At 70.0% G+C, this 23,937-nt stretch carries 26 protein-coding genes and 3 tRNA genes; 8 read left to right on the top strand and 21 right to left on the bottom strand.

Features of this window, described 5'->3' with window-relative positions; genetic code table 11:
* Positions 1 to 55: 55 nt before the first annotated feature.
* Together rpmB and rpmG are read left to right on the top strand one after the other, a co-directional pair.
* Positions 56 to 289: a 50S ribosomal protein L28 gene (rpmB, locus tag KAK06_RS11790; RefSeq protein ID WP_022979438.1), complete on the top strand. Its 234-nt coding sequence runs from the start codon at positions 56 to 58 to the stop codon at positions 287 to 289.
* Positions 290 to 312: 23 nt separating this feature from the next.
* Positions 313 to 483 carry a 50S ribosomal protein L33 gene (gene rpmG / locus KAK06_RS11785; RefSeq protein WP_210802310.1) on the top strand — a complete coding sequence of 57 codons (171 nt, stop codon included), beginning with the start codon at positions 313 to 315 and terminating at the stop codon, positions 481 to 483.
* Positions 484 to 556: 73 nt separating this feature from the next.
* On the opposite strand, the gene KAK06_RS11780 is transcribed toward rpmG, so the two are convergent.
* The 6 genes from KAK06_RS11780 to KAK06_RS11755 are packed head-to-tail and all read right to left on the bottom strand — an operon-like array spanning position 557 to position 6,303.
* Positions 557 to 2,287, bottom strand: coding sequence for a nickel-dependent hydrogenase large subunit (locus KAK06_RS11780; protein WP_210802309.1), 1,731 nt, complete (start codon positions 2,285 to 2,287; stop codon positions 557 to 559).
* A 10-nt stretch (positions 2,288 to 2,297) separates the two neighbouring features.
* Positions 2,298 to 3,605, bottom strand: coding sequence for a (Fe-S)-binding protein (locus KAK06_RS11775; protein ID WP_210802308.1), 1,308 nt, complete (start codon positions 3,603 to 3,605; stop codon positions 2,298 to 2,300).
* A complete protein-coding gene (locus KAK06_RS11770; RefSeq protein WP_210802307.1) occupies positions 3,602 to 4,261 on the bottom strand; it encodes a nitrate reductase in 660 nt (219 codons plus the stop codon). Before KAK06_RS11770 ends, KAK06_RS11775 begins: the two co-directional genes overlap by 4 nt.
* A 13-nt stretch (positions 4,262 to 4,274) precedes the next feature.
* A complete protein-coding gene (locus KAK06_RS11765; protein ID WP_210802306.1) occupies positions 4,275 to 5,366 on the bottom strand; it encodes a hydrogenase small subunit in 1,092 nt (363 codons plus the stop codon).
* Positions 5,363 to 5,800, bottom strand: a complete 438-nt coding sequence (locus KAK06_RS11760; RefSeq protein WP_210802305.1) for a hydrogenase expression/formation C-terminal domain-containing protein — start codon at positions 5,798 to 5,800, stop codon at positions 5,363 to 5,365. The genes KAK06_RS11765 and KAK06_RS11760 overlap by 4 nt, the downstream gene beginning before the upstream one ends.
* Complete coding sequence (locus KAK06_RS11755) at positions 5,797 to 6,303, bottom strand: hydrogenase maturation protease (RefSeq protein ID WP_210802304.1); 507 nt, start codon at positions 6,301 to 6,303, stop codon at positions 5,797 to 5,799. The genes KAK06_RS11760 and KAK06_RS11755 overlap by 4 nt, the downstream gene beginning before the upstream one ends.
* A gap of 109 nt (positions 6,304 to 6,412) precedes the next feature.
* Here KAK06_RS11755 and KAK06_RS11750 point away from each other — a divergent pair, with 109 nt between their 5' ends.
* Positions 6,413 to 6,691 (top strand): HypC/HybG/HupF family hydrogenase formation chaperone, encoded by a 279-nt coding sequence (locus KAK06_RS11750; protein WP_210802303.1) that lies wholly within the window; start codon positions 6,413 to 6,415, stop codon positions 6,689 to 6,691.
* 1 nt (position 6,692) lies between these two features.
* Here KAK06_RS11750 and KAK06_RS11745 read toward each other — a convergent pair whose 3' ends face one another.
* The 3 genes from KAK06_RS11745 to purN all read right to left on the bottom strand — a co-directional run bounded on the left by KAK06_RS11745 (position 6,693) and on the right by purN (position 9,934).
* The gene (locus tag KAK06_RS11745; protein ID WP_210802302.1) at positions 6,693 to 7,907 is read right to left on the bottom strand and encodes a DesA family fatty acid desaturase; all 1,215 of its coding nucleotides are present in this window, start codon (positions 7,905 to 7,907) and stop codon (positions 6,693 to 6,695) included.
* Positions 7,908 to 8,021: 114 nt separating this feature from the next.
* Complete coding sequence (locus KAK06_RS11740; RefSeq protein ID WP_210802301.1) at positions 8,022 to 9,284, bottom strand: RsmB/NOP family class I SAM-dependent RNA methyltransferase; 1,263 nt, start codon at positions 9,282 to 9,284, stop codon at positions 8,022 to 8,024.
* A gap of 8 nt (positions 9,285 to 9,292) precedes the next feature.
* The gene (gene purN, locus KAK06_RS11735) at positions 9,293 to 9,934 is read right to left on the bottom strand and encodes a phosphoribosylglycinamide formyltransferase (RefSeq protein WP_210802300.1); all 642 of its coding nucleotides are present in this window, start codon (positions 9,932 to 9,934) and stop codon (positions 9,293 to 9,295) included.
* Between the two features lie 39 nt (positions 9,935 to 9,973).
* On the opposite strand from purN, the gene KAK06_RS11730 reads away from it, so the two are divergent.
* The 3 genes from KAK06_RS11730 to KAK06_RS11720 all read left to right on the top strand — a co-directional run bounded on the left by KAK06_RS11730 (position 9,974) and on the right by KAK06_RS11720 (position 12,260).
* Complete coding sequence (locus KAK06_RS11730) at positions 9,974 to 10,867, top strand: DMT family transporter (protein ID WP_210802299.1); 894 nt, start codon at positions 9,974 to 9,976, stop codon at positions 10,865 to 10,867.
* 22 nt (positions 10,868 to 10,889) lie between these two features.
* Positions 10,890 to 11,741 carry a sulfurtransferase gene (locus KAK06_RS11725; protein ID WP_210802298.1) on the top strand — a complete coding sequence of 284 codons (852 nt, stop codon included), beginning with the start codon at positions 10,890 to 10,892 and terminating at the stop codon, positions 11,739 to 11,741.
* Between the two features lie 84 nt (positions 11,742 to 11,825).
* Positions 11,826 to 12,260, top strand: coding sequence for a universal stress protein (locus KAK06_RS11720; protein WP_210802297.1), 435 nt, complete (start codon positions 11,826 to 11,828; stop codon positions 12,258 to 12,260).
* A 77-nt stretch (positions 12,261 to 12,337) separates the two neighbouring features.
* Here the strand turns inward: KAK06_RS11720 and KAK06_RS11715 are convergent, their stop codons facing one another.
* Together KAK06_RS11715 and KAK06_RS11710 are read right to left on the bottom strand one after the other, a co-directional pair.
* Positions 12,338 to 13,117 carry a ZIP family metal transporter gene (locus tag KAK06_RS11715; protein ID WP_210802296.1) on the bottom strand — a complete coding sequence of 260 codons (780 nt, stop codon included), beginning with the start codon at positions 13,115 to 13,117 and terminating at the stop codon, positions 12,338 to 12,340.
* Between the two features lie 51 nt (positions 13,118 to 13,168).
* On the bottom strand, positions 13,169 to 14,059 hold the full coding sequence (locus tag KAK06_RS11710) for a dienelactone hydrolase family protein (protein WP_210802295.1): 891 nt from the start codon (positions 14,057 to 14,059) through the stop codon (positions 13,169 to 13,171).
* 102 nt (positions 14,060 to 14,161) lie between these two features.
* On the opposite strand from KAK06_RS11710, the gene KAK06_RS11705 reads away from it, so the two are divergent.
* On the top strand, positions 14,162 to 15,673 hold the full coding sequence (locus KAK06_RS11705) for a Ppx/GppA phosphatase family protein (protein WP_210802294.1): 1,512 nt from the start codon (positions 14,162 to 14,164) through the stop codon (positions 15,671 to 15,673).
* Here the strand turns inward: KAK06_RS11705 and KAK06_RS11700 are convergent, their stop codons facing one another.
* Positions 15,674 to 16,039, bottom strand: coding sequence for an arsenate reductase (locus tag KAK06_RS11700; RefSeq protein ID WP_210802293.1), 366 nt, complete (start codon positions 16,037 to 16,039; stop codon positions 15,674 to 15,676).
* A gap of 56 nt (positions 16,040 to 16,095) precedes the next feature.
* Between KAK06_RS11700 and KAK06_RS11695 the strand changes: the two genes are divergently transcribed.
* Positions 16,096 to 17,493, top strand: coding sequence for a hypothetical protein (locus tag KAK06_RS11695; protein ID WP_210802292.1), 1,398 nt, complete (start codon positions 16,096 to 16,098; stop codon positions 17,491 to 17,493).
* Between the two features lie 207 nt (positions 17,494 to 17,700).
* Here the strand turns inward: KAK06_RS11695 and KAK06_RS11690 are convergent, their stop codons facing one another.
* The 9 genes from KAK06_RS11690 to tolB all read right to left on the bottom strand — a co-directional run bounded on the left by KAK06_RS11690 (position 17,701) and on the right by tolB (position 23,915).
* Positions 17,701 to 18,945 carry a serine hydrolase domain-containing protein gene (locus KAK06_RS11690; protein WP_210802291.1) on the bottom strand — a complete coding sequence of 415 codons (1,245 nt, stop codon included), beginning with the start codon at positions 18,943 to 18,945 and terminating at the stop codon, positions 17,701 to 17,703.
* 64 nt (positions 18,946 to 19,009) lie between these two features.
* Positions 19,010 to 19,085, bottom strand: a tRNA-Lys gene (locus KAK06_RS11685).
* Positions 19,086 to 19,128: 43 nt separating this feature from the next.
* Positions 19,129 to 19,204 (bottom strand) — tRNA-Lys (locus KAK06_RS11680).
* A 29-nt stretch (positions 19,205 to 19,233) separates the two neighbouring features.
* Positions 19,234 to 19,309: transfer RNA gene (locus KAK06_RS11675), tRNA-Lys, on the bottom strand.
* A 14-nt stretch (positions 19,310 to 19,323) separates the two neighbouring features.
* On the bottom strand, positions 19,324 to 20,127 hold the full coding sequence (locus tag KAK06_RS11670) for a tRNA threonylcarbamoyladenosine dehydratase (protein ID WP_210802290.1): 804 nt from the start codon (positions 20,125 to 20,127) through the stop codon (positions 19,324 to 19,326).
* Positions 20,124 to 21,215 carry a YeeE/YedE family protein gene (locus tag KAK06_RS11665; protein WP_210802289.1) on the bottom strand — a complete coding sequence of 364 codons (1,092 nt, stop codon included), beginning with the start codon at positions 21,213 to 21,215 and terminating at the stop codon, positions 20,124 to 20,126. Before KAK06_RS11665 ends, KAK06_RS11670 begins: the two co-directional genes overlap by 4 nt.
* Before the next feature lie 54 nt (positions 21,216 to 21,269).
* Positions 21,270 to 22,040, bottom strand: a complete 771-nt coding sequence (ybgF, locus tag KAK06_RS11660; RefSeq protein ID WP_210802288.1) for a tol-pal system protein YbgF — start codon at positions 22,038 to 22,040, stop codon at positions 21,270 to 21,272.
* Positions 22,041 to 22,042: 2 nt separating this feature from the next.
* Positions 22,043 to 22,600, bottom strand: coding sequence for a peptidoglycan-associated lipoprotein Pal (gene pal, locus KAK06_RS11655; RefSeq protein WP_210802287.1), 558 nt, complete (start codon positions 22,598 to 22,600; stop codon positions 22,043 to 22,045).
* 34 nt (positions 22,601 to 22,634) lie between these two features.
* Positions 22,635 to 23,915 carry a Tol-Pal system beta propeller repeat protein TolB gene (gene tolB / locus KAK06_RS11650; protein ID WP_210802286.1) on the bottom strand — a complete coding sequence of 427 codons (1,281 nt, stop codon included), beginning with the start codon at positions 23,913 to 23,915 and terminating at the stop codon, positions 22,635 to 22,637.
* Between the last annotated feature and the right edge of the window lie 22 nt (positions 23,916 to 23,937).

Here is a 23,937-nt window from a genome sequence, read left to right as displayed (position 1 = left end):
TTGCACCGAGGTGGTTGGGAAGCGAGCTCCGCCGGACAACAACAGGAGTGTCCTCATGGCACGCGTCTGCGAAGTCACGGGCAAGAAGCCCATGGTCGGGAACAACGTTTCCCACGCCAACAACAAGACCAAGCGCCGGTTCCTTCCGAACCTGCAATACCGTCGTTTCTGGGTCGAGAGCGAGAACCGCTGGGTGCGCCTGCGCATCAGCAACGCCGCCCTGCGTCTGATCGACAAGAAGGGCATCGACGCCGTTCTGGCCGACCTGCGCGCGCGCGGTCAAGCCTAATCCACTGAATCAGGAGCGACACCATGGCATCCAAAGGCGGCCGCGAGAAGATCAAGCTGGAGTCCACCGCGGGCACCGGCCACTTCTACACCACGAACAAGAACAAGAAGACCACTCCGGGCAAGCTCGAATTCATGAAGTTCGACCCCAAGGCCCGCAAGCACGTCCTGTACAAGGAAACCAAGCTGAAGTGATCGGCCCCGCGCCGCGCTTCATGCGACCAAAAGCCCGCCTCTGGCGGGCTTTTGTCTTTCTGGCGCACGGTGCTCAGCGCACCGTGATGCTCGACAGCGCCTGGCCGTCCGGATCGCTCACATGCACCGCGCAGGCGATGCATGGGTCGAAGCTGTGCACGGTGCGCTGGATCTCCAGCGGCTGCTTGGCGTCGTGCAACTCGTGCCGGTCCATCAGCGCCGCCTCGTAGGCGCCCGGCTGGCCGGCGGCGTCACGTGGGCCGGCGTTCCAGGTGCTGGGCACCACCGCCTGGTAGTTGTCGATCAGGCCGTTCTTGATGACGATGTAGTGCAGCAGCGCGCCGCGGGGTGCCTCGAGGAAGCCCACCCCCTTGGCCTCGGCCGGCCAGCGCGCAGGGTCCCACAGGGTGTCGTTGTGCATGGCCGCATCGCCGGCCTTGATGTTGGCGACCAGCGCATCGAGCCAGCCCATCATCTGGTCGGCGATCAGCTTGGTCTCCAGCGTGCGCGCCGCCGTGCGGCCCAGCGTGGAGAACATCGCCGTGATCGGCAGCTCCAACTGGCCCAGTGCCTTGGCGGCCAGCTCGCGCGTGGGCTCGTGGCCGCTGGCGTGCAGCATCAGCACGCGCGCCAGCGGGCCCACCTCGACCGGCTTGTCCTTCCAGCGCGGCGACTTCAGCCACGAGTAGCTGGCGGCGGTATCGAGCTGCTCGTAGGGCGGCTTCGGGCCGGTGTAGTGCAGCGTGGTTTCTCCCTGGTGCGGGTGCAGGCCCTGCTCCTTGCCGCCGCTGTAGTCGTACCAGGAATGCGCCACGAACTCCTGCACCTGGGTCGGGTCACGCAGGTCGATCGGCTCGATGTGGCTGAGGTCGCGGTTGAGGATGACACCGGCGGGAATCAGGTTCTTGCCATCGGGGCCGGGGAAGTCGCCCACGGTCATGAAGTGGCCCAGGCCCTCGCCGCGCGCGAACCAGTCCTTGTAGAAGCCGGCGATGGCCAGCGTGTCGGGCACATAGACCTGATCGACGAAGGACTGCATCTGCCGGATCACCTGCCGCACTTCTTCCAGCGCCACGATGTTGACTGTGGTGGCCGCGGCCCCGCCGCTGCCCGGGCCGGCGCTGATCGGGCTGGGTGAGCCGCCGACCAGGAAGTTCGGGTGCGGGTTCTTGCCGCCAAAGATGGCGTGGATCTTGACCACCTCGCGCTGCCAGGCCAGCGCATCCAGGTAGTGCGCCACCGCCATCAGGTTGGCTTCGGGCGGCAGCTTGTAGGCCGGATGGCCCCAGAAGCCGTTGGCGAAGATGCCCAGCTGACCGCTCTCGACGAACTGCTTCAGGCGCGTCTGCGTGTCCGAAAAGTAGCCCGGGCTGGAGCGTGCGTAGCCGGAAATCGACTGCGCCAGCGCCGATGTGGCCTTGGGATCGGCCTTCAGCGCCGAAACCACGTCCACCCAGTCCAGCGCATGCAGGTGGTAGAAGTGCATGACGTGGTCATGCACATACTGCGCGCCGATCATCAGGTTGCGGATCAGCTGCGCATTCGCCGGCACCTGCCAGTGCAGCGCGTCCTCCACCGAGCGGATCGAGGCCATGCCGTGCACCAGCGTGCACACGCCGCAGATGCGCTGCGCGAAGGCCCAGGCCTCGCGCGGATCGCGCCCCTTGAGGATCAGCTCGATGCCGCGCACCATGGTGCCCGAGCTCCAGGCCTGGGCGATGCGGCCCTGGGCGTCGGTCTCGGCCTCGATGCGCAGGTGGCCCTCAATGCGGGTGATCGGATCGACGACGACGCGGGTGTTCATGCGGTTTCCTTCAATCGGCCAGGCTGTCGGCGACGATGTCGAGCAGGCTTTCGGGTTTCATCGCCCAATGCGCGTGCTTGGCACCCTGGTCCAGCGTGATGCGGCACTGGCCGCAGCTGGTGACGAACCGCTGGGCGCCGGTGGCCTCGACCTGGGCCTGCTTCATGGCAAAGACCTGGTGGCGCAGTGGCGTGGCGCGCTGGTTGGACACCACGCCCCCGCCACCCCCGCAGCAGAAGCCGCCCACCCCGTGGTTCTTCAACTCGCGCAGCTCGAAGCCCAGCGCGGCCAGCACGCGCCGGGCTGCCGCCTCCAGGCCGCCGCGACGGACGATCTGGCAGGGGTCGTGGAAGGTCACGGTATCGGCCGCGCGGCGCACCCGGATGCGCCCGCTGCTCAGCAGCTCGTCCAGGTACTCGGTCATGTGCACCACCCGCACCGGCAGCCGCTCGCCATACCACTTGGCGGCCTCCCAGCGCGCGGCGCCATAGGCGTGGCCGCACTCGGGCAGCAGCACGGTGCTGGCGCCGATCTTCACCGCGGTGTCGATCAGGGCGCGGGTCAGGCGCTCCTGCAGCTCGATGTCGCCGTTGTTGAAGCCGATGTTGGAGGCGTCGAAGCCCTCCTGATGCATCGTCCAGTCGACACCGGCCTTGTTCAGCACCTTGGCCGCCGCGGCCAGTGACAGCGTGTGGTCGCCCAGCTCGGCCGGCGCGGCGGTGACCAGCACCTCGGCCTTCTCGCGGTTGCAGGGGATGCTGACGCCGTGTTCGGCCTCGATCTCGGCCAGGATGTCGGGCAGGTCCTCGGCCGGCGTGGCCGGGCTGCCCCACTGGCGCGCGGTGCGGTCCATCAGCGAGAGGCGCTCGGGGATCAGGCCGGCCTGGTACATGCCGTGGCGCGCTTCCTTGACCAGCTCGGCGATGTCGATGCCCATCGGGCAGGCCAGCGTGCAGCGACCGCACATGTTGCAGCTGTCGTAGATCAGGGCCTGCCACTGCTCCAGCTCGGCCACCGTCACCGGCGGCACCAGGTTCAGTGCGCGGACTATTGGCGCGAACGGGCCGGCCTCGCGGGCGTATGCCTTGCGGAAAGGCTCGAGCTTGTAGATGGGCGTGTACTTCGGGTCGCCGGTGGCGATGTGGAAGTGGCAGGCCTGGGCGCACATGCCGCAGCGCACGCAGGCTTCCATGTGCAGCGCAGCGGTGACGCCGAACTCGCGCACGAAGCTGCGCATCGCGGCCTCAACGCGCACCGCATCAGCTTGTTCACCCTGGCGGTCGAAGCCGGGCTTGGTGGTCGTGGCGGCGGTGTTCATACCTTCACCCCCCGGTGGCTGAAGCGGATGCCGGTGGCCCCGCGCGAGAACGCGAACAGCACGGCGTGCATCAGCATGCCAAACGGGAACCACACCAGAAAGGCGGCGATGCTGAGCAGGTGGATGGCCAGCAGCGTCTCGTAGCGCGCGCCCAGGTGGGCGGTCGCCAGCAAACCGGTCAGCACCGGCAGGAAGGTCAGCAGCCAGCTGAGGTAGTCACTGCGCCGGGTGATCAGGCGCGTCACCGGGCTGGACACCCGGAACACCAGCGCCCCCAGCAGCGAGGCCAGCGTGACCACCGCCACCGCGAATACCAGGTTGCTGGGCAGTGCCGGCCAGTGCAGGCCGAGCAGGTCGCGCAGGAAAACGATGTGCGCCGCCAACCCGAACACCACCACCGCCAGACCCAGGTGGAAGACGAAGCTGTTGACGGTGGTGAAGACGGTGCGCGGAAAGATGTCCCGCCGCGGCCACATGCGCCGCAGCACAGTGCCCAGCGCCGCCATGGCCGCCGGTGGCGCGCCCTCGCGGGCAGGTGAGCGGTCGCCGATGCGCGGCAGCAGCAACACGCCGATCAGGCGCCAGGCCACGCCCAGCACAAACACGGCCATGGCAAAACGCAGCGCGGGGCCGCGGGCAAAATCGAGCAGGTCCATGGAAGGTGCCTCCTCAGTCGGTGGTGGCGGCACCGGCCGCCGGCGTCTCTGTGGCGTTCTGGCGCTGGCGGGCCAGCGCGGCCGCGCCAGCACCCAGGGTCGCACCGGCCACGGCCGCGCCCCCCAGCCAGGCCGCCCGCCCCTGCCCCGGCCGCAGCGTGGCGGCCGACAGCGGCTGGTACAGCCCGCCACGATCCCAGAAGCCGGGCTCCGAACAGCCGATGCAGCCATGGCCCGACTGGATCGGGAACGACACGCCACCGTTCCATTTCTGCGAAGCACAGGCGTTGTAGGTGACCGGCCCCTTGCAGCCCAGCTCGAACAGGCACCAGCCCTGGCGCGCGCCCTCATCGTCGAAGCTGTGCGCGAACAGGCCGCGCTCGTAGAACGGGCGTCGGTAGCAGCGGTCGTGGATGGTCTCGCCGAAGAACGCGCGTGGCCGCTTCAGCGCGTCCAGCTCGGGCAGCTGGCCAAAGGACAGGATGTGGGTCAGCGTGCCCACCATGGCCTGCGGCATCGGCGGGCAGCCGGGAATGTTGATCAGCGGCTTGCCCTTCACCAGCGCGTCAATGGCCACCGCACCAGTGGGGTTGGGATGCGCCTCGGGCAGGCCGCCAAAGGCGGCGCAGGTGCCCACTGCCACCACCGCGGCGGCATGCTCCACCGTCTCAGCCAGCATGGCCAGGTTGGTCTGGCCGGCGATCACTGAATAGACGCCTTCGGCCGCAGTGGGCACCGAGCCGTCGACGACGACGATGTACTGGCCGGCGTTGTCCTTCATCGCCTGGCGGCGGGCGGCCTCGGCGGCCTCGCCCGACACCGACTGCAGCGTGTGGTGGTAGTCCAACGAGATGAAGTCGAAGATCAGGTCCTCCAGGCTGGGGCTGAAGCTGCGCGTGAAGGACTCGGTACAGCCGGTGCACTCCTGGAAGGACAGCCAGATCACCGACTGCCGGCGGGCCCGCGCCAGGCCTTCGGCCATCGGGCCGGCCGCCTCGGCAGGCAAGGCCATCGCGCTGCACATGGCGCCAGCAAACTGCAGAAAGGCGCGTCGCGAGACACCACGCTCGCGCATCAGCTCGCCCAGAGTTCGGGGGTCTCTCATGCCTTGCCTCCTGAATCGGATGGGTGGGCGACCGCGGCCAAACGCGCCGCGGCCTCGGCCACGTCGTCCGGATGGGCCGCCAGCAGCGGTGGCACCTGCGCCACGACAATCGCCTGCCAGGGGTCGGCAGCGTCGGAAGCGCCTCGGTGCTGGGTCTGCCACCAGACGCCGGCAAAGGCGGTTTCCTCCAACCACGTGAGAGCCGCACTGCGAACCTCGGCGATCACCTCACCCGCCCCCAGCCGCTGGCGCAGGCGCGCCACACCCGCTGCGTCGAGCGGCAGGCTGCGCAGGTCAATCACCTGCACCTGAGTGGGGGTTGCCGCCAGCGCCGCCAGGGCGGCGACCACCTGCTGCAGCACCGCATCGGACACAGCGTCGGCCAGCGGCGCCTGGTCAGGCTGCAGCGCGAACACCTGGCCCACCAGGCTCATGCCAGCACCTCGGGCGCCAGGCGGGCCAGCAGGCGCTGCACCTGGGCCACCATCTGTGGCAGTGCAGCCCGTACCGCGGGTGTGGGCGACAGGCCCAGGGCCGTGGCATCCGGCTCGACCGCCACCAGCGCGCGGCGCGATGGCAGCAGGTCCTGCAGCGCCGCCGCGCCCAGCAGGTCGGCCAAGGCCACCTCATGCACCGTCTGCTTGCGGCCCAGGGCCTGGGCGTCCATGGCCTCGTTCTCGAAGACCCGGACCGTGCCGGGCTCGGTCCCGAAGCGGGCCGCGTCGACCACGATCAGCGCATCACAGGCCTCGATGTCGGGCAGCAGCGACAGCCCCATCGTCCCGCCGTCCAGCAGCCGCACGCCAGGCCGTGCCAGTGCGGCCAACCGATCGATCACCAGCGGACCTGCCGCGTCGTCCTGCAGCAGGCGGTTGCCGATGCCCAGCACCAGACAACCGGACCGATCGGCGTCGGCCACTGAGGGGGTCGTGATCATGAAGCCCGCCTGTGAGTTGGCGGAGACTTGATCTGTCTCCTTGTTTTTAGTTTAGTGATTGCTAATCTAGCGATTCTGACCTTGGTCAAGGTTGGGGAAAGGGCTCCCGATGTGCCTGGCGGTACCGATGCAGGTGGTGGCGATCGACGGCTGGCTGGCGCATTGCCAGGCCCAGGGTGCGCAACGCGTGGTCAATCTGATGCTGCTGGACGGCTTGGACATCCGCCTGGGCGACCACCTGGTGGTGCATGCTGGCAACGCGATCGAGCGCATCAGCGCCGAGCGGGCTGCAGAGGCCTGGGCGCTCTATGCCCAGATGTTGGCCGCCGCGGACAGCCATGAAAAAGGCCCGCACGCGGCGGGCCCGGAGGGTGCGGCAGGTGCTTGACTCAGGCGCGCGCCGAGCGCAGCTGCACCGAGAAGTCGCGCAGCGCGGCCACGCCGCTGGCCTCGGCGCGGCGGCACCAGTCCTGCAGATCGGCCACCAGCTGTTCGCCGGAGACATTGGTGCGGGTCCAGAGCTGACGCAGCTCCTCGCGCATGGTCACCAGCTTCTGCAGCGCCGGGCTGCCGGCGATCGCGGCGTCCAGCTGCTCACGCACATTGCCGGGAATGCGGTCGGCATCGCGGTGCAGCCAGCGTTCAGCCAGGCGCAGGTTGGTCCAGGCAGCGCTCTTGGCGGCGCCCTCGGCCTTCAGGCGCGCCAGCTCGGTGGCGCAGGTGCGGCGCAGCTCCTTGGCGTACTCGGCCATCAGTTCGTAGCGGTTGGCGATGATGACCTCCAGCGTGCGGCGGTCGGCCTCGGCCTTGACCGAACCCAGCACCAGCTGCGGCGCCACCTTGCGCACCTTGGCCCAGCCCAGCGACTGCAGTACCCGGATGTAGGCCCAGCCCAGATCGAACTCATAGGGCTTGACCGAGAACTTGGCCGAGGTGGCGTAGGTGTGGTGGTTGTTGTGGAGTTCCTCGCCGCCGATCAACAGACCCCAGGGCGAGATATTCGTGGAGGCATCGGGCGCCTCGAAGTTGCGGTAGCCCCAGTAGTGACCGATGCCGTTGATGACGCCGGCCGCCCAGATCGGGATCCAGAGCATCTGCACCGCCCAGATCGTCAGGCCCCAGCCGCCGAACATCGCCACGTTGGCGATCAGCAGCAGGCTCACGCCCAGGGCGCTGTGGCGGGTGTAGAGCTGGCGCTCAATCCAGTCGTTGGGCGTGTTGTGACCGTACTTGGACAAGGTCTCCGACACCTTGGCTTCGCTGCGGTAAAGCTCAGCGCCGCGCAGCAGCACGGTGTCGATGCCGCGGGTGATCGGGCTGTGCGGATCGTCGGGGGTCTCGCACTTGGCGTGGTGCTTGCGGTGGATGGCCACCCACTCCTTGGTGACCATGCCGGTGGTCAGCCACAGCCAGAAGCGGAAGAAGTGCGAGGGAATGGGACCCAGGTCCAGCGCCCGGTGCGCCTGCGCACGGTGCAAGAAGATGGTCACCGCGGCGATCGTGATGTGCGTCACCACCAGCGTGTAGGCCAGAAGCTGCCAGCCAGAGGCATGGAGCAGTCCATTGGCGGCGAAATCGGCCGCCCAGACGAGCAGATCATTCATCGTGCGAAGGTTCCCAACTGCAATCGAATCCACCGGCGGATGGACGCATGCTTCAATTCTAGGCGCTTGACGCCGATCAGGTCAGGGGAAACTCCCCAGGCCCTCTGCGCCAGATCAGGTCTTGCGCTGCCAGGCGGTGGCGAAGAAGCCGTCGGTGCGGTGGCGGTGCGGCCACAGGCGCAGGTGGCCGGCGTCGCTGACCAGTTCGGCGGCGCGCTCGACCTGGGCGGCCTCCAGCAGCGGGCCGGCCGGCAGCGGCTCAAAGTCGGGGTGGGCGGCACCAAAGGCCTCGGCCACCGCCTCGTTCTCGCGCCGCAGCAGGCTGCAGGTGGCGTAGACCAGCCGGCCGCCAGGCTTGACCAGGCGGGCGGCGCTGGCCAGGATGGCGCTTTGCTTGACGCCCAGCTCGTCCAGCGCCTGCGGTGACTGGCGCCATTTCAGGTCGGGGTTGCGGCGCAACGTGCCCAGGCCCGAGCAGGGAGCATCCACCAGCACACGGTCGATCTTGCCGGCCAGGCGCTTGACGCGCTCGTCGCGCTCATGGGCGATTTGCGCCGGATAGACATTGGACAGGCCGGAGCGCGCCAGGCGCGGCTTCAGGCCGTCCAGGCGGTGGCCGGACACATCGAAGGCGTAGAGGCGGCCGGTGTTGCGCATCATCGCGCCCAGCGCCAGCGTCTTGCCACCGGCACCGGCGCAGAAGTCCACCACCATCTCGCCGCGCTTGGCGCCGGTCAGCGCGGCCAGCAACTGGCTGCCCTCGTCCTGCACCTCGACCCGGCCGGCGGTGAACAGCGGCAGCTTCTGCAGCGCGGGCTTGCCTTCCAGGCGCACACCCCAGGGCGAGTGCGGCGTGGCGGCGGCCGGGATGCCGGCCTCGGCCAGCTCGGCCAGCACCTCGGCGCGGCTGGCCTTCAGCAGATTGACGCGCAGGTCCAGCGGCGCGGACTGCTCCATCGCCTCGACCAGCGGCCAGAAGTCCTCGCCCAGTTCGCCGTGCAGCGCCTGGGCCAGCCAGTCGGGCAGGTTGTGGCGCAGTTTCTCGGGCAGGCTGGTGCGGTCCACCGCCTGCACCTCGGCCCACCACTTCTGCTCGTTCGGGCCCAGCGCACCGCGCAGGAAGGATTCGCTGCCCTGCCAGGCCAGGATGGCCAGGCGGCGCTCCAGCGCGCCGCTGCCGCTTTGCGCCAGGTTGGCCAGCAGCAGGCGCTGGCGCAGCACCTGGTAGGTGGTCTCGGCCAGCGTGTGGCGCTCGCGGGGGCCCAGCGTGCGGTGCTTGCGGAAGAAGGCCGACACCGTCTGGTCGGCGGGGGCGTCGAGTTTCAGGACCTGGCGCAGCAGTTCGGTGGCCAGGTCCAGCAGGGCATTCGGGTGCATCGGACGGATTATCCCAGCCCGCCATCCCACAGCAGTTGGGAGGCGCCATCCAGCTGCCGCACCCGACCCTGTGCCAGCGCCAGCCGACCCTCGACGAACCAGCGCGCGGCCATCGGGTACAGGCGGTGTTCGGCGGCCAGCACGCGTGCGGCCAGCGCGGCTTCGTCGTCGTCCGGCCGCACCGGCACTACCGCCTGGGCGACGATCGGGCCGTGGTCCAGCTGCGGCGTCACGAAGTGCACGGTGGCACCCGCCGCCTGGACGCCCGCGGCCAGGGCCTGGCGGTGGGTGTGCAGACCCGGAAAGGCCGGCAGCAGGGACGGATGGATGTTCAGCATCCGGCCCGCGTAGTGGCGCACGAAGCCGTCGGTCAGGATGCGCATGAAGCCGGCCAGCAGCAGCAGGTCGGGCTGGTGGCGGTCGATCTCGGCGGCCAGCGCGGCGTCGAAGGCCTCGCGGTCGGCGTGGGCGCGGTGGTCGACCACGGCGGTGGCCAGGCCCTGTGCCGCAGCCCAGGCCAGGCCTTCGGCGTCGGGGCGATTGGCGATGACGGCGGCGATACGCGCCGGCCAGGCTTCAGCGCTGCAGGCCTGCACCACCGAGCGCATGTTGCTGCCGCGCCCGGAGAGCAGGATGACGATGTTCTTCATGAGGCCGGGCAGTGTAGCCGCGGCGGTGACAATGGCCGCATGTCCGCCCCCGTCCTGATGGTTCTTGCGTCCCTGCTGTTCGCCGGCATGGGCGTGTGCGTGAAGCTCGCCTCGCAGCAGTACAACACCGGCGAGATCGTGTTCTGGCGCGGCCTGATCGGCATGCTCTTCGTGCTGGGCGTGGTGCGGCTGCGCGGCGGCAGCCTGCGCACCGCGGTGCCGCTGATGCACCTCACCCGCGCCGCGGTGGGCGTGACGGCGCTGATGCTGTGGTTCTGGTCGATGTCGCGCCTGCCGCTGGCCACCGCGGTGACATTGAACTACATGTCCTCGGTGTGGATGGCGATGTTCCTGGTCGGTGGCGCCATCCTGATGGGCGCTGCGCGGGTGGACCCACGGCTGGTGGCCACGGTGATGGTGGGTTTTGGCGGCGTCGCGCTGGTGCTGCAGCCCTCGCTGGGGCCGGGCCAGGCGCCAGGCGCGCTGGCGGGCCTGCTGTCGGGCATGATCTCGGCGCTGGCCTACCTGCAGGTCACCGCGCTGGGGCGGGCGGGCGAGCCGGAGTACCGCATCGTCTTCTACTTCTCGATGGGCGGTTGCGTCGCCGGGGCCGTGCTGGCGCAGTTCCTGCCCACACCACCGCGGCCGCACGACCTGAGCGGCGCCGCACTGCTGCTGGCCATCGGCCTGCTGGCCACCACCGCCCAGATGGCGATGACGCGCGCCTACGCGATCGGCCGCACGCTCAGCAACGCCAGCCTGCAGTACCTGGGCATCGTCTTCTCGTTCCTCTTCGGCATGCTGCTGTTCGACGACCCGGTCACGCTGGAGGCGGTGGCCGGCATGGCGCTGATCATTGGCGCCGGCGTCGTCGCCACGCGCCTGCGCCAGCAGGTGGCTGCCAACACCCCCGACACCACCACCGATGGCTGACACCTCACCAGGAGAGTCCCTGATGCATCCGCTGATCACCGCCACCGAGCTGCGCCAGCGCCTGGACGCAGCACCCGCCCCGCTGCTGCTGGACTGCAGCTTCGACCTGATGGACCCCACGGCCGGCGAGCGCGCCCATGCCGCGGGCCATCTGCCCGGTGCGCTGTATGCGCACCTGGACCGCGATCTCTCGGGCCCCAAGTCGCCGCGCGGCTCGATCGACGGCGGCCGCCACCCGCTGCCCACGCGCGAGGTCTTCGCCGCGCGCGCCGGACAGTGGGGCCTGCGCCCGGGCCGCCTGGTGGTGGCCTATGACGCCCAGGGCGGCTGCTATGCGGCCCGCGCCTGGTGGATGCTGCGCTGGATCGGCCACGCCGAGGTGCTGGTGCTCGATGGTGGCCTCGCCGCCTGGCAGGCGGCCGGTGGTGCGCTGGAGACGGTGCCGCCGGTCGCCGCCGAGCCCGCCCCGCCCTACCCGCTCGGTGCCTCGACCATGCCCACGGTCGACGCCGCCACACTGCTGTCGGCCCCTGGCGCCCGCGTGGTGGTGGACGCCCGCGCCGGCGAGCGCTTCCGCGGCGAGGTCGAGCCCCTCGACGCCCAGGCCGGCCACATCCCCGGCGCGCGTCACCGCTTCTTCAAGGACAACCTGGGCCCGGACGGCCGCTTCCTGCCCGCCGAGGCCCTGCGCCAGCGCTTCGCCAGCCTGGGCACCGAGGCTGCGCGGGTGGTGCACCAGTGCGGCTCGGGCGTCACCGCCTGCCACAACCTGCTGGCGATGGAGGCCGCCGGCCTTGCCGGCAGTGCGCTGTACCCGGGCTCGTGGAGCGAGTGGTCAGCCGACCCGGCGCGACCGGTGGCGCGATCGACTTGACCGCCATCAAGAACTAAAAAGTCCAGAGGGCGACACTCTGTCCATGGGCCGGCATCCCCGGCAAATGAGCGCAAGGAGTCCCACATGTACCGCAACATCCTGGTTCCCACCGACGGTTCCGACATCACCGCCAAGGCGGTCCAGACTGCCCTGACGCTGGCCAAGACCCTGGGCGCCAAGCTCACCGTCATGAGCGTCAAGGAGCCCTTCCCCTACAGCGCCATCTCCGAGATGCAGCCGGTGCCGCCGCAGGAGTTCTATGACGCCCAGGAGCGCATCGCCGCCGCCCGTGTGAAGACCGTGGCCGAGGCCGCCGCCGCCGCAGGCGTGGCCTGCGATGCCGCCACGGTGGAGGCGGTCCACCCCTGGGAAGCCATCGTCGACCACGCCAAGGCTCAAAGCTGCGACCTGATCGTCATGGCCTCGCACGGCCGCCGCGGCGTCAGCGCGCTGCTGCTGGGCAGCGAGACGCAGAAGGTGCTGACCCACTGCCAGGTGCCGGTGCTGGTCATCAAGTAATTGGCCGCCGGGCGCCTGCCCGGCCCAGTGCGCACCACGGGGCCCTGATCGGCCCCGTGTGTCTTGTGGGGCCCGGCTCAGCCGTGCTCGTGCATGAAGCCGATCGCCACGATGATCAGCAGCAGGCCGGCGCCAATCCAGGCGACCTGGCTGAGCAGTTCGCGCAGCGGCATGCGGCGCTGCATCTGTGGGATCAGGTCGGCCACGGCCACATAGATGAAGCTGCTGGCCGCCACCACCAGCAGGTACGGGTACAGCGACTGCCACCAGGCCAGCACGTAGTAGCCCAGCACGCCGCCCACCACCGCAGCCAGGCCCGACAAGGCGTTGAACAGCAGCGCCTTGCGTCGACCGAAGCCAGCATTGATCAGCACGATGGTGTCGCCCACCTCCTGCGGGATCTCGTGCAGGATGATCGCCACCGAGGTGGTGACGCCCAGCCAGGGGTCGGCGATGAAGGCGGCGGCGATGATGATGCCGTCGCAGAAGTTGTGGATGCTGTCGCCCACCAGCACGCTGTAGCCGCCGCGGCCGGCCTGTTCGGCGTCGTGGTGGTGGTGGTGGTGGTGTCCGTCACCCTCGTGGTGGTGGTCGTGCCGGTAGAGCTCGGCTTTTTCCAGCAGGAAGAAGAACAGCAGCCCGCCCAGCAGCGTGGCGAACAGCGTGTGAGCGTCGACCGCGCTCTCGAAGGCTTCAGGCAGCGTGTGCAGCAGGGCCGTGCCCAGCAGCACGCCAGCCGACAGGCTGACCAGGTGCTTGACCACATAGGTCAGCACCGAGGTGGTCAGCGAGGCGGCAATCACCACCGACAGCACGCCGCCGATCAGCGTGGCCAGGACGATGTAGAACAGGGTCATCGGGGAATCAGGGCAGACGCCCCGGACCGGAGCTCAGGGCGGAAGGCGTCCTCAGGCGGCGCCGTGGTCACGCAGCCAGGCCACGCAACGCGCCCAGCCTTGCTGTGCCGCGTCGGCCCGGTAGCTGGGGCGGTAGTCGGCATGGAAGGCATGCGGGGCGTCAGCGTAGACGACGAACTCGGAGGCCTTGGCGGCCGCCGAGCCCTGGGTCAGCGCAGTCTTCATCTTAGCAACGCTGTCAAGCGGGATGCCGGTGTCCTGTCCACCATACAGGCCCAGCACCGGCGCTTTCAGCGCCCCGGCCAGCTCCACCGGGTGTTTCGGCGTCAGCGGCGTGGAGGCCCCTTCGAGCCGACCGTACCAGGCCACCGCCGCCTTCAGCCGAGGCTGGCGCGCCGCGTACAGCCAGGTGATGCGCCCGCCCCAGCAAAAGCCGGTGATGGCCAGCTTGCCGGCGTCCTGGCCCTGCGCGTCGGCCCAGGCCACGGTGGCGTCCAGGTCGGTCATGACCTGTTCGTCGGGCACCTTGGAGATGACCTCGGCCACCAACTTGGCGATCTCGCCATAGGCGCCGGCATCGCCCTGGCGCACAAACAGCTCAGGCGCGATCGCGCAGTAGCCCAGCTTGGCGAAGCGGCGGCAGACGTCGGCGATGTGTTCATGCACGCCGAAGATCTCGCTGATCACCAGGATCACCGGCGCACCGCGCTTGCCCTGCGGCTGGGCGCGGTAGGCGGGCATCTTGAAGTCGCCCACAGGGATCGTCACCTCGCCAGCCTCCAGGCCGTCGGCAGAGGTCTTGACCAGGGTCTGCGCCACCACCGGCAGCGCCGCCGCCGCGAAGCCGCTGCCCAGGGCGGCGCGCAACACCCCCCGGCGCTGCAGCCCTGCCGCCTGGCCGACCAGGGCCTCACCGTCCTCGTGCCATTGATTCACCGTCATGGTTCGTCTCCGCGTTGATGGGGTCGGCGGATTCTAGGAGCCGGCCCCATCCCCTGGGCGCCCGGGGGGATGGCCGCGCCAGCGCGGGCACAATGCCGCCCCATGCCCAACACCGCCTCCACCTCAGCCACTGCAGATGCCCCGCTGGCGGCGATCGACATGGGCTCCAACAGCTTTCGCCTGGAGATGGGCCAGGTGCGTGGCGCTCGCTACCAGCGCCAGCTCTACCTGAAGGACACCGTGCGCCTGGGCGCCGGCCTGGACGCCAACCTGTGCCTGACCGAAGAAGCCATGCAGCGCGGCCTGGACTGCCTGCGCCGCTTTGCCGATCATCTGGCGGGCTTCGAGCCCGGCCGGGTGCGGGCAGTGGCCACCCAGACCTTGCGAGAGGCGCGCAACCGCAACGCCTTCCTGGAGCGCGCCAGCGCCGCGCTGGGCCAGCCGATCGAGGTGATCTCGGGTCGCGAGGAGGCCCGCCTGATCTATGTGGGCGTGTCCTTCCTGCAGCCCTCCGACCGGGCGCGGCTGGTGATCGACATCGGCGGCCGCTCCACCGAGCTGATCCTGGGCCAGGGCCGGCAGCCCGGCGACGCCGAGTCGTTCCAGATCGGCAGTGTCAGCCTGTCGATGAATCACTTCCCCGAGGGCCGGCTCGATGCCGACGGTTTCCGCGCCGCCCAGGTGGCCGCCGGGGCCGAGATCGAGGAGGCGCTGGCGGTGTTCTCGCCCAACCGCTGGGTCGAGGCGCTGGGCTCGTCCGGCACCGCCGGCGCGGTCTCCGACGTGCTCAAGGCCAGCGGCATCGATGACGGCGTGATCACCCCGTCGGGCCTGCGTTGGCTGATCGGCCGCTGCATCGAGGCCGGCCACGTGGACCGCCTGGACCTGCCCGGGCTCAAGCCCGAGCGCCGCGCGGTGCTGCCGGGCGGGCTGGCCATCCTCTACACGCTGGCCGCGCATTTCGACATTCAGGCCCTGCAGCCGGCCAAGGGCGCGCTGCGACAAGGCGTGATCATCGACCTGCACGAGCGCCTGCGCGCCCACCGACCCCGCAGCGGCCGGCGCGACATGCGCGACGACAGCGTGCAGGCGCTGCAGCGGCGCTTCGGCATCGACACGGCCCAGGCCGAACGGGTCGCGCGGGTGGCCATGGCGCTGCACGACCAGTTGGCGCCGCAGGCTGCAGCCGAGGAACGTCGCGAGCTGTGGTGGGCTGCGCAGCTGCACGAGATCGGCATGATGGTCTCGCACCACGACCACCACCGCCACAGTGCCTATCTGCTGGACCACGTCGACGCCGCCGGTTTCTCGCAAAGCCAGCAGCGGCGCCTGGGCGAACTGGTGCTGGGCCAGCGCGGCGGATTGCGCAAGCTCGAAGCGGCACTGCCGCGCGAAGGCTTCATCGAACAGCTGCTGTGCCTGCGGCTGGCTGTGATCGTCTGCCATGCGCGGGTGGACCAGCCCACGGGCGCTGTGCGCCTGCAGCGCCGCGGCCGCCAGGTGCAGCTCAAGGCTGGCAAGGCGATTGCCAACCCCCGCACCCGCTACCTGCTGGAGCAGGAGGCCCAGGCCTGGGCCCGCAGCGACGGCCTGAGCCTGGTGCTGCCGGACTGATCAGGCCGGCGGCAAGCCGCCGACGCGCTGCGCCCAGTCGGCGTCAGAGAAGCCGACGCTGATGCTGCCGTCAGGCCACTCGACCACCGGCCGCCGCACCAGACTGGGTTCCTGCACCATCAGCGCCATCGCCGAGGCCGCATCGACCACCGCGGCCTGACGCGCCGCGTCCAGTCGGCGCCAGGTCGTGCCCTGCCGGTTCAGCAGCCGCTCCCAGCCCAGCGCCGCCGCCCAGGCGGCCAGCCGCTCCGGCGGCACACCCAGCCTCTTGTAGTCATGAAAGGCCAGCGGCAGGCCTCGCCCCTGCAGCCAGGCGCGCGCCGCCTTCACCGTGTCACAGTTGGGGATGCCGTAGAGCGTGATCATCGGCCGATACTAGCGCGCCGGACGGACACGCCCGAGAACATCAGGAGGATCACCCCATGGCTGACAAGTACCTCAGCGAGAAGGAGTGGAAGAGCGCCAGCAAGGGCACGGCCTGGAAGGCGGATCCGATGGCCAAGGCCCTGGCCGCCTTCGAGAAGGCCGACAAATCGGGGCCGCAGGACGGGCTCAAGGCGCTCGATGAGGTACAGAAGCAGGCTGACCTGCTGGGCAAGTCGGCCAAGGGCGACAAGGCACTGACCACCTGGTTGGGCCACCTGGACAAGTCGATCGGCAGCCAGCGCAAGGACTACGACAAGGCCGTGGCCGACGCGGCCAAGGCCACCCAGGCCGCCAAGGACGCCGGCAACGGTGAATCCGAGGATGACGAGGAGAACGCCGCCGCCGCGGTGTTGCTCGATCCCAAGCGCCTGCGGTCGCAGTTCCAGACGCTCAAGCGCAACCCGCAGCGGCGCGCCCAGTTCGCGTTCGTGGCCAGCAAGACCGAGTCGGGCTTCACGCTCAGTCCCAAGGTGGCCGGCCGCAAGTTGTTCGCCAAGCTGAGCGATGCGCTCGACAGCAAGGTCGGCACCTTTGGCCTGGCCTGGCTGGATGGCACCACGCTGGTGCTGCAGATCGACAAAGCCATGGGCGGCGTGGTCAAGAAGGTCCGCGCACCGATCAAGGCCTGCGGCTTCCGCGTGGCCAAGGTCGTGCTGTGGGACGCCGAGGGCCAGGTGCTGGAAGAGGACCTGGCGGACGAGCAGGACCTGCCGGCGCCCGAAGGGGAGCCGTCCGACACCGCGTCCGAGGCGCAGCGCAGCGAAGACCCGCAGAGAACCCGCTACGAAGCGCGCTTGAAAGCGCTGGCCAGGCCGCTGCAGCAGGCGCTGGACGGCGCCCACCCGGCGGCGGCCAAGCTGCGCGAGTTGCTCAACTTCGCCAAGGGCAAGGCCGATGGTGGCCAGTTCGGCGCCGGCCTGCAGGCGCTGGAGGTGCTGGCCAAGCTGCTGGGCCAGGGCAGCGACAAGAACGCGCCCACCCCCACGCCCTCGGACGTGCCCAAGAAGGCCGACTACGCCCGCTGCGCGCAAGCCTGGAGCGTCACCCGCACCCGCGTCAGCGACGACCTGAAGAAGCTGCGCGAGGCCATCCTCAGCGAGTTCGCTGCCAGCCCGCTGCTGGGCGAGATCAATGCACGCATCGGCCGCCTGGACGATGTCGCACTGCGCCTCGATGATCAGCTCGAAGCGATCCTCAGCCAGGCCGGCGCCGCCGCCGAAGAGGCCGAACGCATCCGCCTGCATCGCCAGGCGGCGCAAAGCATCCAGCGCATGCTGTCGCAGCTGGACACCGACCCCATCCTCTCGCGTCTGAAGGACAACCCCTTCGTACCCATCGATCCCCGCGCCGCGCTGGGCGCCACGCTGCAGGTGCTGTCCAAGCAGGTGGCCTGAGTGGCAACGCCCCTGCAGCGGCGGCGAGCGCTGCTGCTGACGCCCCTGCTGATGGCGGCGGCAGCAGCTTCATCGAAGGAGAGAACCCCCATGACCGACGACACCCGGGAGGTGGGCAAGAGCCCGCGTCCCGGCGAGGCCAGGCTGACCGCGACGTGGCCGCGGCCATGCTCAAGGAGGCCTTGGACGGCCTGACTGCGGGTGAGCTCAGGGGTCGAAAGCGCGCAGCCTGAGCCCGGTGGCGGCGCTGATCACGGCCCGGAAGACCCCATCACCGCCGCCGCCGTTGGTCAGCACCACCAGCGCGCGCCCGCGGGCCGGATCGGCCAGCGCGAAGGCGCGGAACTGCTCGGCGTTGTTGCCGGCGTGGTAGAGCAGCGGCCCGGCCGCGGTGCGCTCCAGGTTCCAGCCCAGGGTCTTGGCGCTCCAGGGCGGGCGGGTCTCGAACTGCGGCTCGGTGAAGAGCCGCTGCCAGGCGGGCGCCAGGCGCGGTCCGGCCGCTGCGGGCATCAGCACGCGAAGAAAGCGCGCGTAGTCGGCCGCGGTGCAGCGCAGGCTGGCAGCGGCGTTGCTCATCAGATCGCCCGGCCAGGCCACGGCGGCCGAGGGCACGGCGCTGCCGAGCGCGTTGAAGGCGCGCTGGGCATCGTCCCAGCGCCAATCCGCCAGCGGCCGACCCCAGGCGGTGGCCAGCGGCATGGCTTGCAACCAGGCCTCGCGCATCATCTGGCGAGGCAGCGGGACCAGGCAAGCCGCGCGGGGCGCGGCATGGCCCCACACGGCGCGACGCGCCACGTCGTCGCTCCAGGCCAGATCGCTGTCCTGCATGCCGGCGGGCTGGAACAGCAGGCGCTGGGCCAGTCTCGGCAGCGCCAGACCAGTGCGCTGCTCGACCACCAGTTGCAGCCAAAAGAAGGCCTCGCCCGAGTAGCTCAGCCGCGTTCCCGGCTCCGACGCCGCGCGCAAGGTCTGCTCCAGCGGCTGTCGGCGCCAGTTGGGCAGGCCGCTGGTGTGACTCAGCACATGGCGCGCGGTGATGCGGGCATTCCAGTGATGGTCGTCTACCCAGGCCGGACGCAGCGTGTGCACCAGCGGCTCATCCAGCACCAACTGGCCCTCACTGGCCAGACGCAGCACCAGCCAGGCGAAGAGGGGCTTGGTCAGCGAGGCCGCCTCGAACAGGGCCCGCGGCGCCAGCACCTGCCCGGTCTGCGCATTCGCCAGGCCCTGCTGGTGCTGCCAGACCAGCTCGCCCTCCTCCAGCACGGCGATCGACACCGCCGGCACCTGGGCCTGCCGCATCTCATCGGGCAGCGCGGCCAGCATGGCCGCGTCGGGCTGCCAGGCGGCGCTGCGGCGGGACGTGGCACAGCCGGCCAGGGCTGCCGCAATGGCCAGCAACAGGCCACGGCGGCCGGGGCTGGCCCATGATGGACGGTGGTGGGGGTTCACCCCGCGATGTTCGCATCCGGCGTCGCCGGTGTATCGCGCGGCGCTGCTGCGCTGGGGGTGATGGTGGTGGGCCCTGTAGGATTCGAACCTACGACCAACGGATTAAGAGTCCGCTGCTCTACCAACTGAGCTAAGAGCCCGTCGTCGCTGACGGTGGCTGCCGGAGCAGCAGCCGCTGAATTGTGGTGGGCCCTGTAGGATTCGAACCTACGACCAACGGATTAAGAGTCCGCTGCTCTACCAACTGAGCTAAGAGCCCGCTCGGGTCGCCCGGATTTCACCAGGCAGTGGTGGGTTGTGCAGGATTCGAACCTGCGACCAACGGATTAAAAGTCCGCTGCTCTACCGACTGAGCTAACAACCCCTCCCGGCAGAGCCCTAGACTATAGCACGCTTCTTGTCGGTTTCATCAGCGCGTGCCGCTGACAAACACAAACGTATCAGCTCGGCCGCCGCCGCCAGGCCCATGCTGGCGGTGACCGTGACGCTGGAGCCATAGCCGTGGCAGTTCAGACTGCCATCGGTGTCACAGGCATTGGCTGGCGGCGCCACCGGCTCGCGCGAGAACACGCAGCGCAGGCCGATGCGGCCCTGGCGCGGCGCGCCATGCTCGCGGCGCAGGCGTTGACGCAGTGAGGACAGCAGCGGATCGTGGGTGACCGCGGCCAGGTCATCGATTTCCAGCCGCTCCGGCCGCAGCTTGCCGCCGGCCGCGCCGCAGCAGACCAGTGGCCGCTGTGCCGCATGCGCCCAGGCGGCCAGCGCCAGCTTGGCGCGCACCTGGTCGCAGGCGTCGATCAGGCCGTCCACCGGCCCGGGCAGCAGCGCCGGCCAGTTGCCCGGCTCGACAAAGGCGTCGACCACGTCGACCGCGCAAGCGGGGTGGATGTCGGCCAGGCGCTCAGCCAGCGCCTGGCCCTTGGCCTGGCCCAGCGTGCGCCCAGTGGCCTGCACCTGGCGGTTGATGTTGGACTCGGCCACATGGTCCAGGTCGATCAGCACGAGGCCGGCCACGCCGCTGCGACCCAGCGCCTCCACCGCCCACGATCCGACGCCACCCAGACCCACCACCGCCAGCCGCAGGCCGCGCAGGCGCTGGTAGGCCGCGTCACCATACAGCCGGCGCAGGCCGCCAAATCGGCGTTCCAGGTCGGCCTCGTCCCCGCCCTGGACAGCGCTCACGCCAGGCGCTCCAGCCGCGCGGCTTCCCAGCGCAGCATGGCCCAGGCGCCGGCGATGATGGCCAGCGTGCTGATCAGCGAGCCCACCGCCAGCGTCGACAGGCCCGACAGTCCCTGGCCGAAGCTGCAGCCCAGCGCGGTCACGCCACCCACGCCCATCATCACCGCCCCCAGCAGGTGGCGACCCAGGTCAGCCGGGTTGCGAAAGCTCTCCCATCGGAACTGCCCCGACTGCCAGGCCGACAGGCCGGCGCCCAGCATCAGGCCCAGCGAAATGGTGATGCCCACCGTGAGCACCCGGTTGCTGTCGCTGAAATAGGTCAGCCAGTCCAGTGTGAAGGCCGCCGGACTGACAAAGTTGTAGCCTTCCATCGCCCGGCTGGCGGTGGCCAGGTAGGCGGGTTCCAGCGTGTCGGGATGCTCGGGCAGGTAACCCAGGTGGCCACTGACCCACCACTGGCCCACCAGCAGCAGGCCGACCAGGGCACCGGGCAGCACTTCCTTCCAGCGCGAACGCCACAGCATCAGCCCAGCCAGCACCACGGCCAGCCCCAGTGCCAGCGCCAGCTGGGCGCTTGGCCCCAGCTGCAGGAGCGAGGGCAGGTCTTGCCGCGTGGGCAGTGCCACCACCAGGCGGTCCACGCTGCGGTCGCGCGCCACCGCGGTGACGCCGCGCAGCGTGGCCTGCGCAGCAATGCCCATCACCACGAAGACCACCAGCGACTTCAGGTTGCCGCCGCCGATGCGCACCAGCGTGCGCGCCCCGCAACCCGACCCCAGCACCATGCCGGCACCGAAGATCAGGCCGCCAAGCAGATGCGAACCCCACTGCAGCGTCGGCAGTGTGTAGAAGCTGCCGGCCGGGTCGATCTGGCCGCTGGCCGACAACAGGCCGAAGCCGGCGATCGCCACCGCCAGCGCCAGCCCGAAGGCCCGCGCCCGCGTGCTGTCGCCGAAGCTGAGGATGTCGGCCACCGCGCCCATCGAGCAAAAGTGGCTGCGCTGCAGCGTGGCGCCCAGCAGCACAGCCAGGCCGAACCCCAGCCAGAGCACAAGGGTGGAGAGAGCGGCGGGATCAGGCGTGGCCATGGTGGGGCGGGATTCTAGTGGGCCACCCCTCCCCGTGCCGGGTCAGGGCGAAGGTCAGCGCAACACCGCCAGACGCTCGCGGGCGGCCACAGCTGCCTCTGACTTCGGGTACTGCTTGACCAACTCGTCCAGGCTGCGGCGCGCGCCCTTGGTGTCCTTGAGCTCGACCTGGCAATTGGCCAGCGCCAACAGGGCTTCGGGGGCCCGCAGGTGGTCCGGCGCCGCCGCCAGGAACTGGCGGAAGGTGGCCAGCGCGTCCTTGTAGGCGCGCAGGCCGTACTGGGCATTGCCCAGCCAGTAGCGCGCGCTGTCGGTGTAGCCCGATTGCGGCCAGCGGCGCAGGAAGGTCTGCAGCGCCCCGGCGGCTTTCTCAAAGTCTCCCGAGCGCAGCACCGCGATGGCCTCCTCGTAGGCGCGCTTCTCGTCGGGCTCGACGGTGATGTCCTTGCCGTCGACGGTGACCTGCTGCGGCTCCAGGCGCTTCATGCGCTCGTCCACCACCTGCGTCATGTCCTTTTGCCGGCGCTGCACGTCGGACAGGTCGCGCTGCATGGTCTCGAGCTGGCCGCGCAGGCGCGCCAGCTCGGCCTTGAGCTGCTCGTTCTGGTTGTTCAGGTCGAGCAGGCTGCGCTGCAGCGTCTGGATCTGTTCGGTCAGCTGGCGCTGGGCCGCGACGTTCTGGCTGCGCGTCTCGTCCAGGCGGGTGCGCAGGTCCAGGATGGCCTTGCGCGCCTCGTCGTCGTCGAACAGGCCGGCCTGCGACGGCAGGCTGCAGGCCAGACAGGCCGCCAGCGCCAGCGCGCGCGGCAGGACAGACACCCTCATGCTCAGCGGTCCTTCACTTCGGCGCGGCGGTTCTTGGCCCAGGCGGCCTCATCGTGGCCGGGGTCGGCCGGGCGTTCCTCGCCGTAGCTCACGGCCTCGAGCTGTTTGTCGCCCACGCCCAGCAGGACCAGCGCACGCTGCACGGCCTCGGCACGCTTCTGGCCCAGGGCCAGGTTGTACTCGCGGCCACCGCGCTCGTCGGTGTGGCCCTCGATCTGGACCAGGCGCTGGCGGTTGGCCTGCAGCAGCTTGGCCTGGCCTTCAACGACGCTGCGGTACTCGTCCTTGACGACGAAGCTGTCGAAATCGAAGTACACGACGCGGCCGACCGTCCCGGCCTTGTCCTGCGCGGACAGATCGACCGTGGCCACGTTGCTCTGGGCGGTGCCGCCCGCCCCGGCGCCCTGCGTGCCCTGGGCACCGGCGTTGGGGTTGCGCGACTCGACCGGAACCTCGTTGTCGAGCTTCACGCCCGAGGCACAGCCGGCAAGCAGGGCCACGGTCAGTGCGGCGGGCCACAACAGATGGCGGGAGCGGCGAGGCGTTGCAGAGGGGATCATCGGGTTCCTCGTGAGGGGGGGTTGAGAAAAGCGGTCAACGGCCAAACGGCCCCCAGACCGGCTCGCGGATGTCCAGACCGCTGCTCAGCAGGCGCGTCCTGATCTTGCCATCCAGGGTGCTGGTCATCAACACCTCGCGGCCCTGGCTGCGGGTGGCGTAGATGAGGAAGCGGCCGTTGGGCGCAAAGGTGGGGCGCTCGTCGTCGCTGGTGTCAGACACCGCGCTGACCTGGCCCGACGCCAGCTCCAGCGCCATCACCCGGAACTGGTTGCCGCCCAGGCGCGTGACATAGGCCAGCGTTCGACCATCGGGGCTGAGCGCCGGGCTGATGTTGTAGCCGCCCTGGAAGGTGACGCGCTCGGCGCCGCCACCACCCAGCGATTGCCGGTAGATCTGCGGGCTGCCGCCACGGTCGCTGACGAAGTAGATCTGCTTGCCGTCGGGCGAGAACACCGCCTCGGTGTCGATCGCCGAGCTGTGCGTGATGCGCCGCGGCGAGCCGCCATCGCGCCCGATCAGGAAGACCTGCGAGCCGCCCTCGCGCGACAGCGTGACCGCCAGTTCGCGCCCATCGGGCGACCAGGCCGGCGCGCTGTTGGTGCCCTTGAAATTGGCCAGCTGGCGGCGCGCACCGCTTTGCAGATCCTGCACCCAGACCACCGCCTTGCGGGTCTCGAAGCTGACGTAGGCCAGCTCGCGGCCATCGGGCGACCACGAGGGCGAGATGATCGGCTCGGCGCTGGCCAGTGCGACCTGGCCGCCCTCGCCATCGGCATCGGTGATGCGCAGCTGGTAGCGACCGCCGCCCCGGGTGACATAGGCGATGCGGGTGGAGAACACGCCCTTCTCGCCGGTGAGCTTTTCGTAGATGGCGTCAGCGATGCGGTGCGCCGCCAGCCGCAGGTCGGCCGCCGGTACCGCCAGGCTCTGGCCGCCCTGGTCCTGGCCTTTGACCACATCCCACAGCTTGTAGCGGGCGTCAAAGCGGCCATCACTCAGCCGGGTGACCGAGCCGGCCACCAGCGCATCGGCGCCGCGGCTGCGCAGCTCGGTGTAGGCGGGCGTACTCAGCTCGTCGAGACCCGCGGGCGTATCGACGATGCGGAATCGTCCGCTGCGCTCCAGGTCCGCGCGCACGATGGCCGACACGGCCTGCGGTGCGCCCTCTTCGCCGCGAAAGCGGCCCAGCACGATCGGCAGCTGGGTAGCGCCAACACCGGAGATCTCGACCCGGAACTGCGCCGCAGCCGAGCCTCCCAGCAGCCCGGCACCCAGGCCGCCGGCCGCGCCGATCCATTCACGTCGTGTCCACATCGCCAAGGGTCGAGTCATTGCG

The organism is Ideonella aquatica (assembly GCF_018069755.1).
Classification (GTDB): Bacteria; Pseudomonadota; Gammaproteobacteria; order Burkholderiales; family Burkholderiaceae_C; genus Ideonella; species Ideonella aquatica.
The sequence above is the reverse complement of the archived record's forward strand: the minus strand, read 5'-3'. Positions and strand labels throughout refer to the sequence as shown.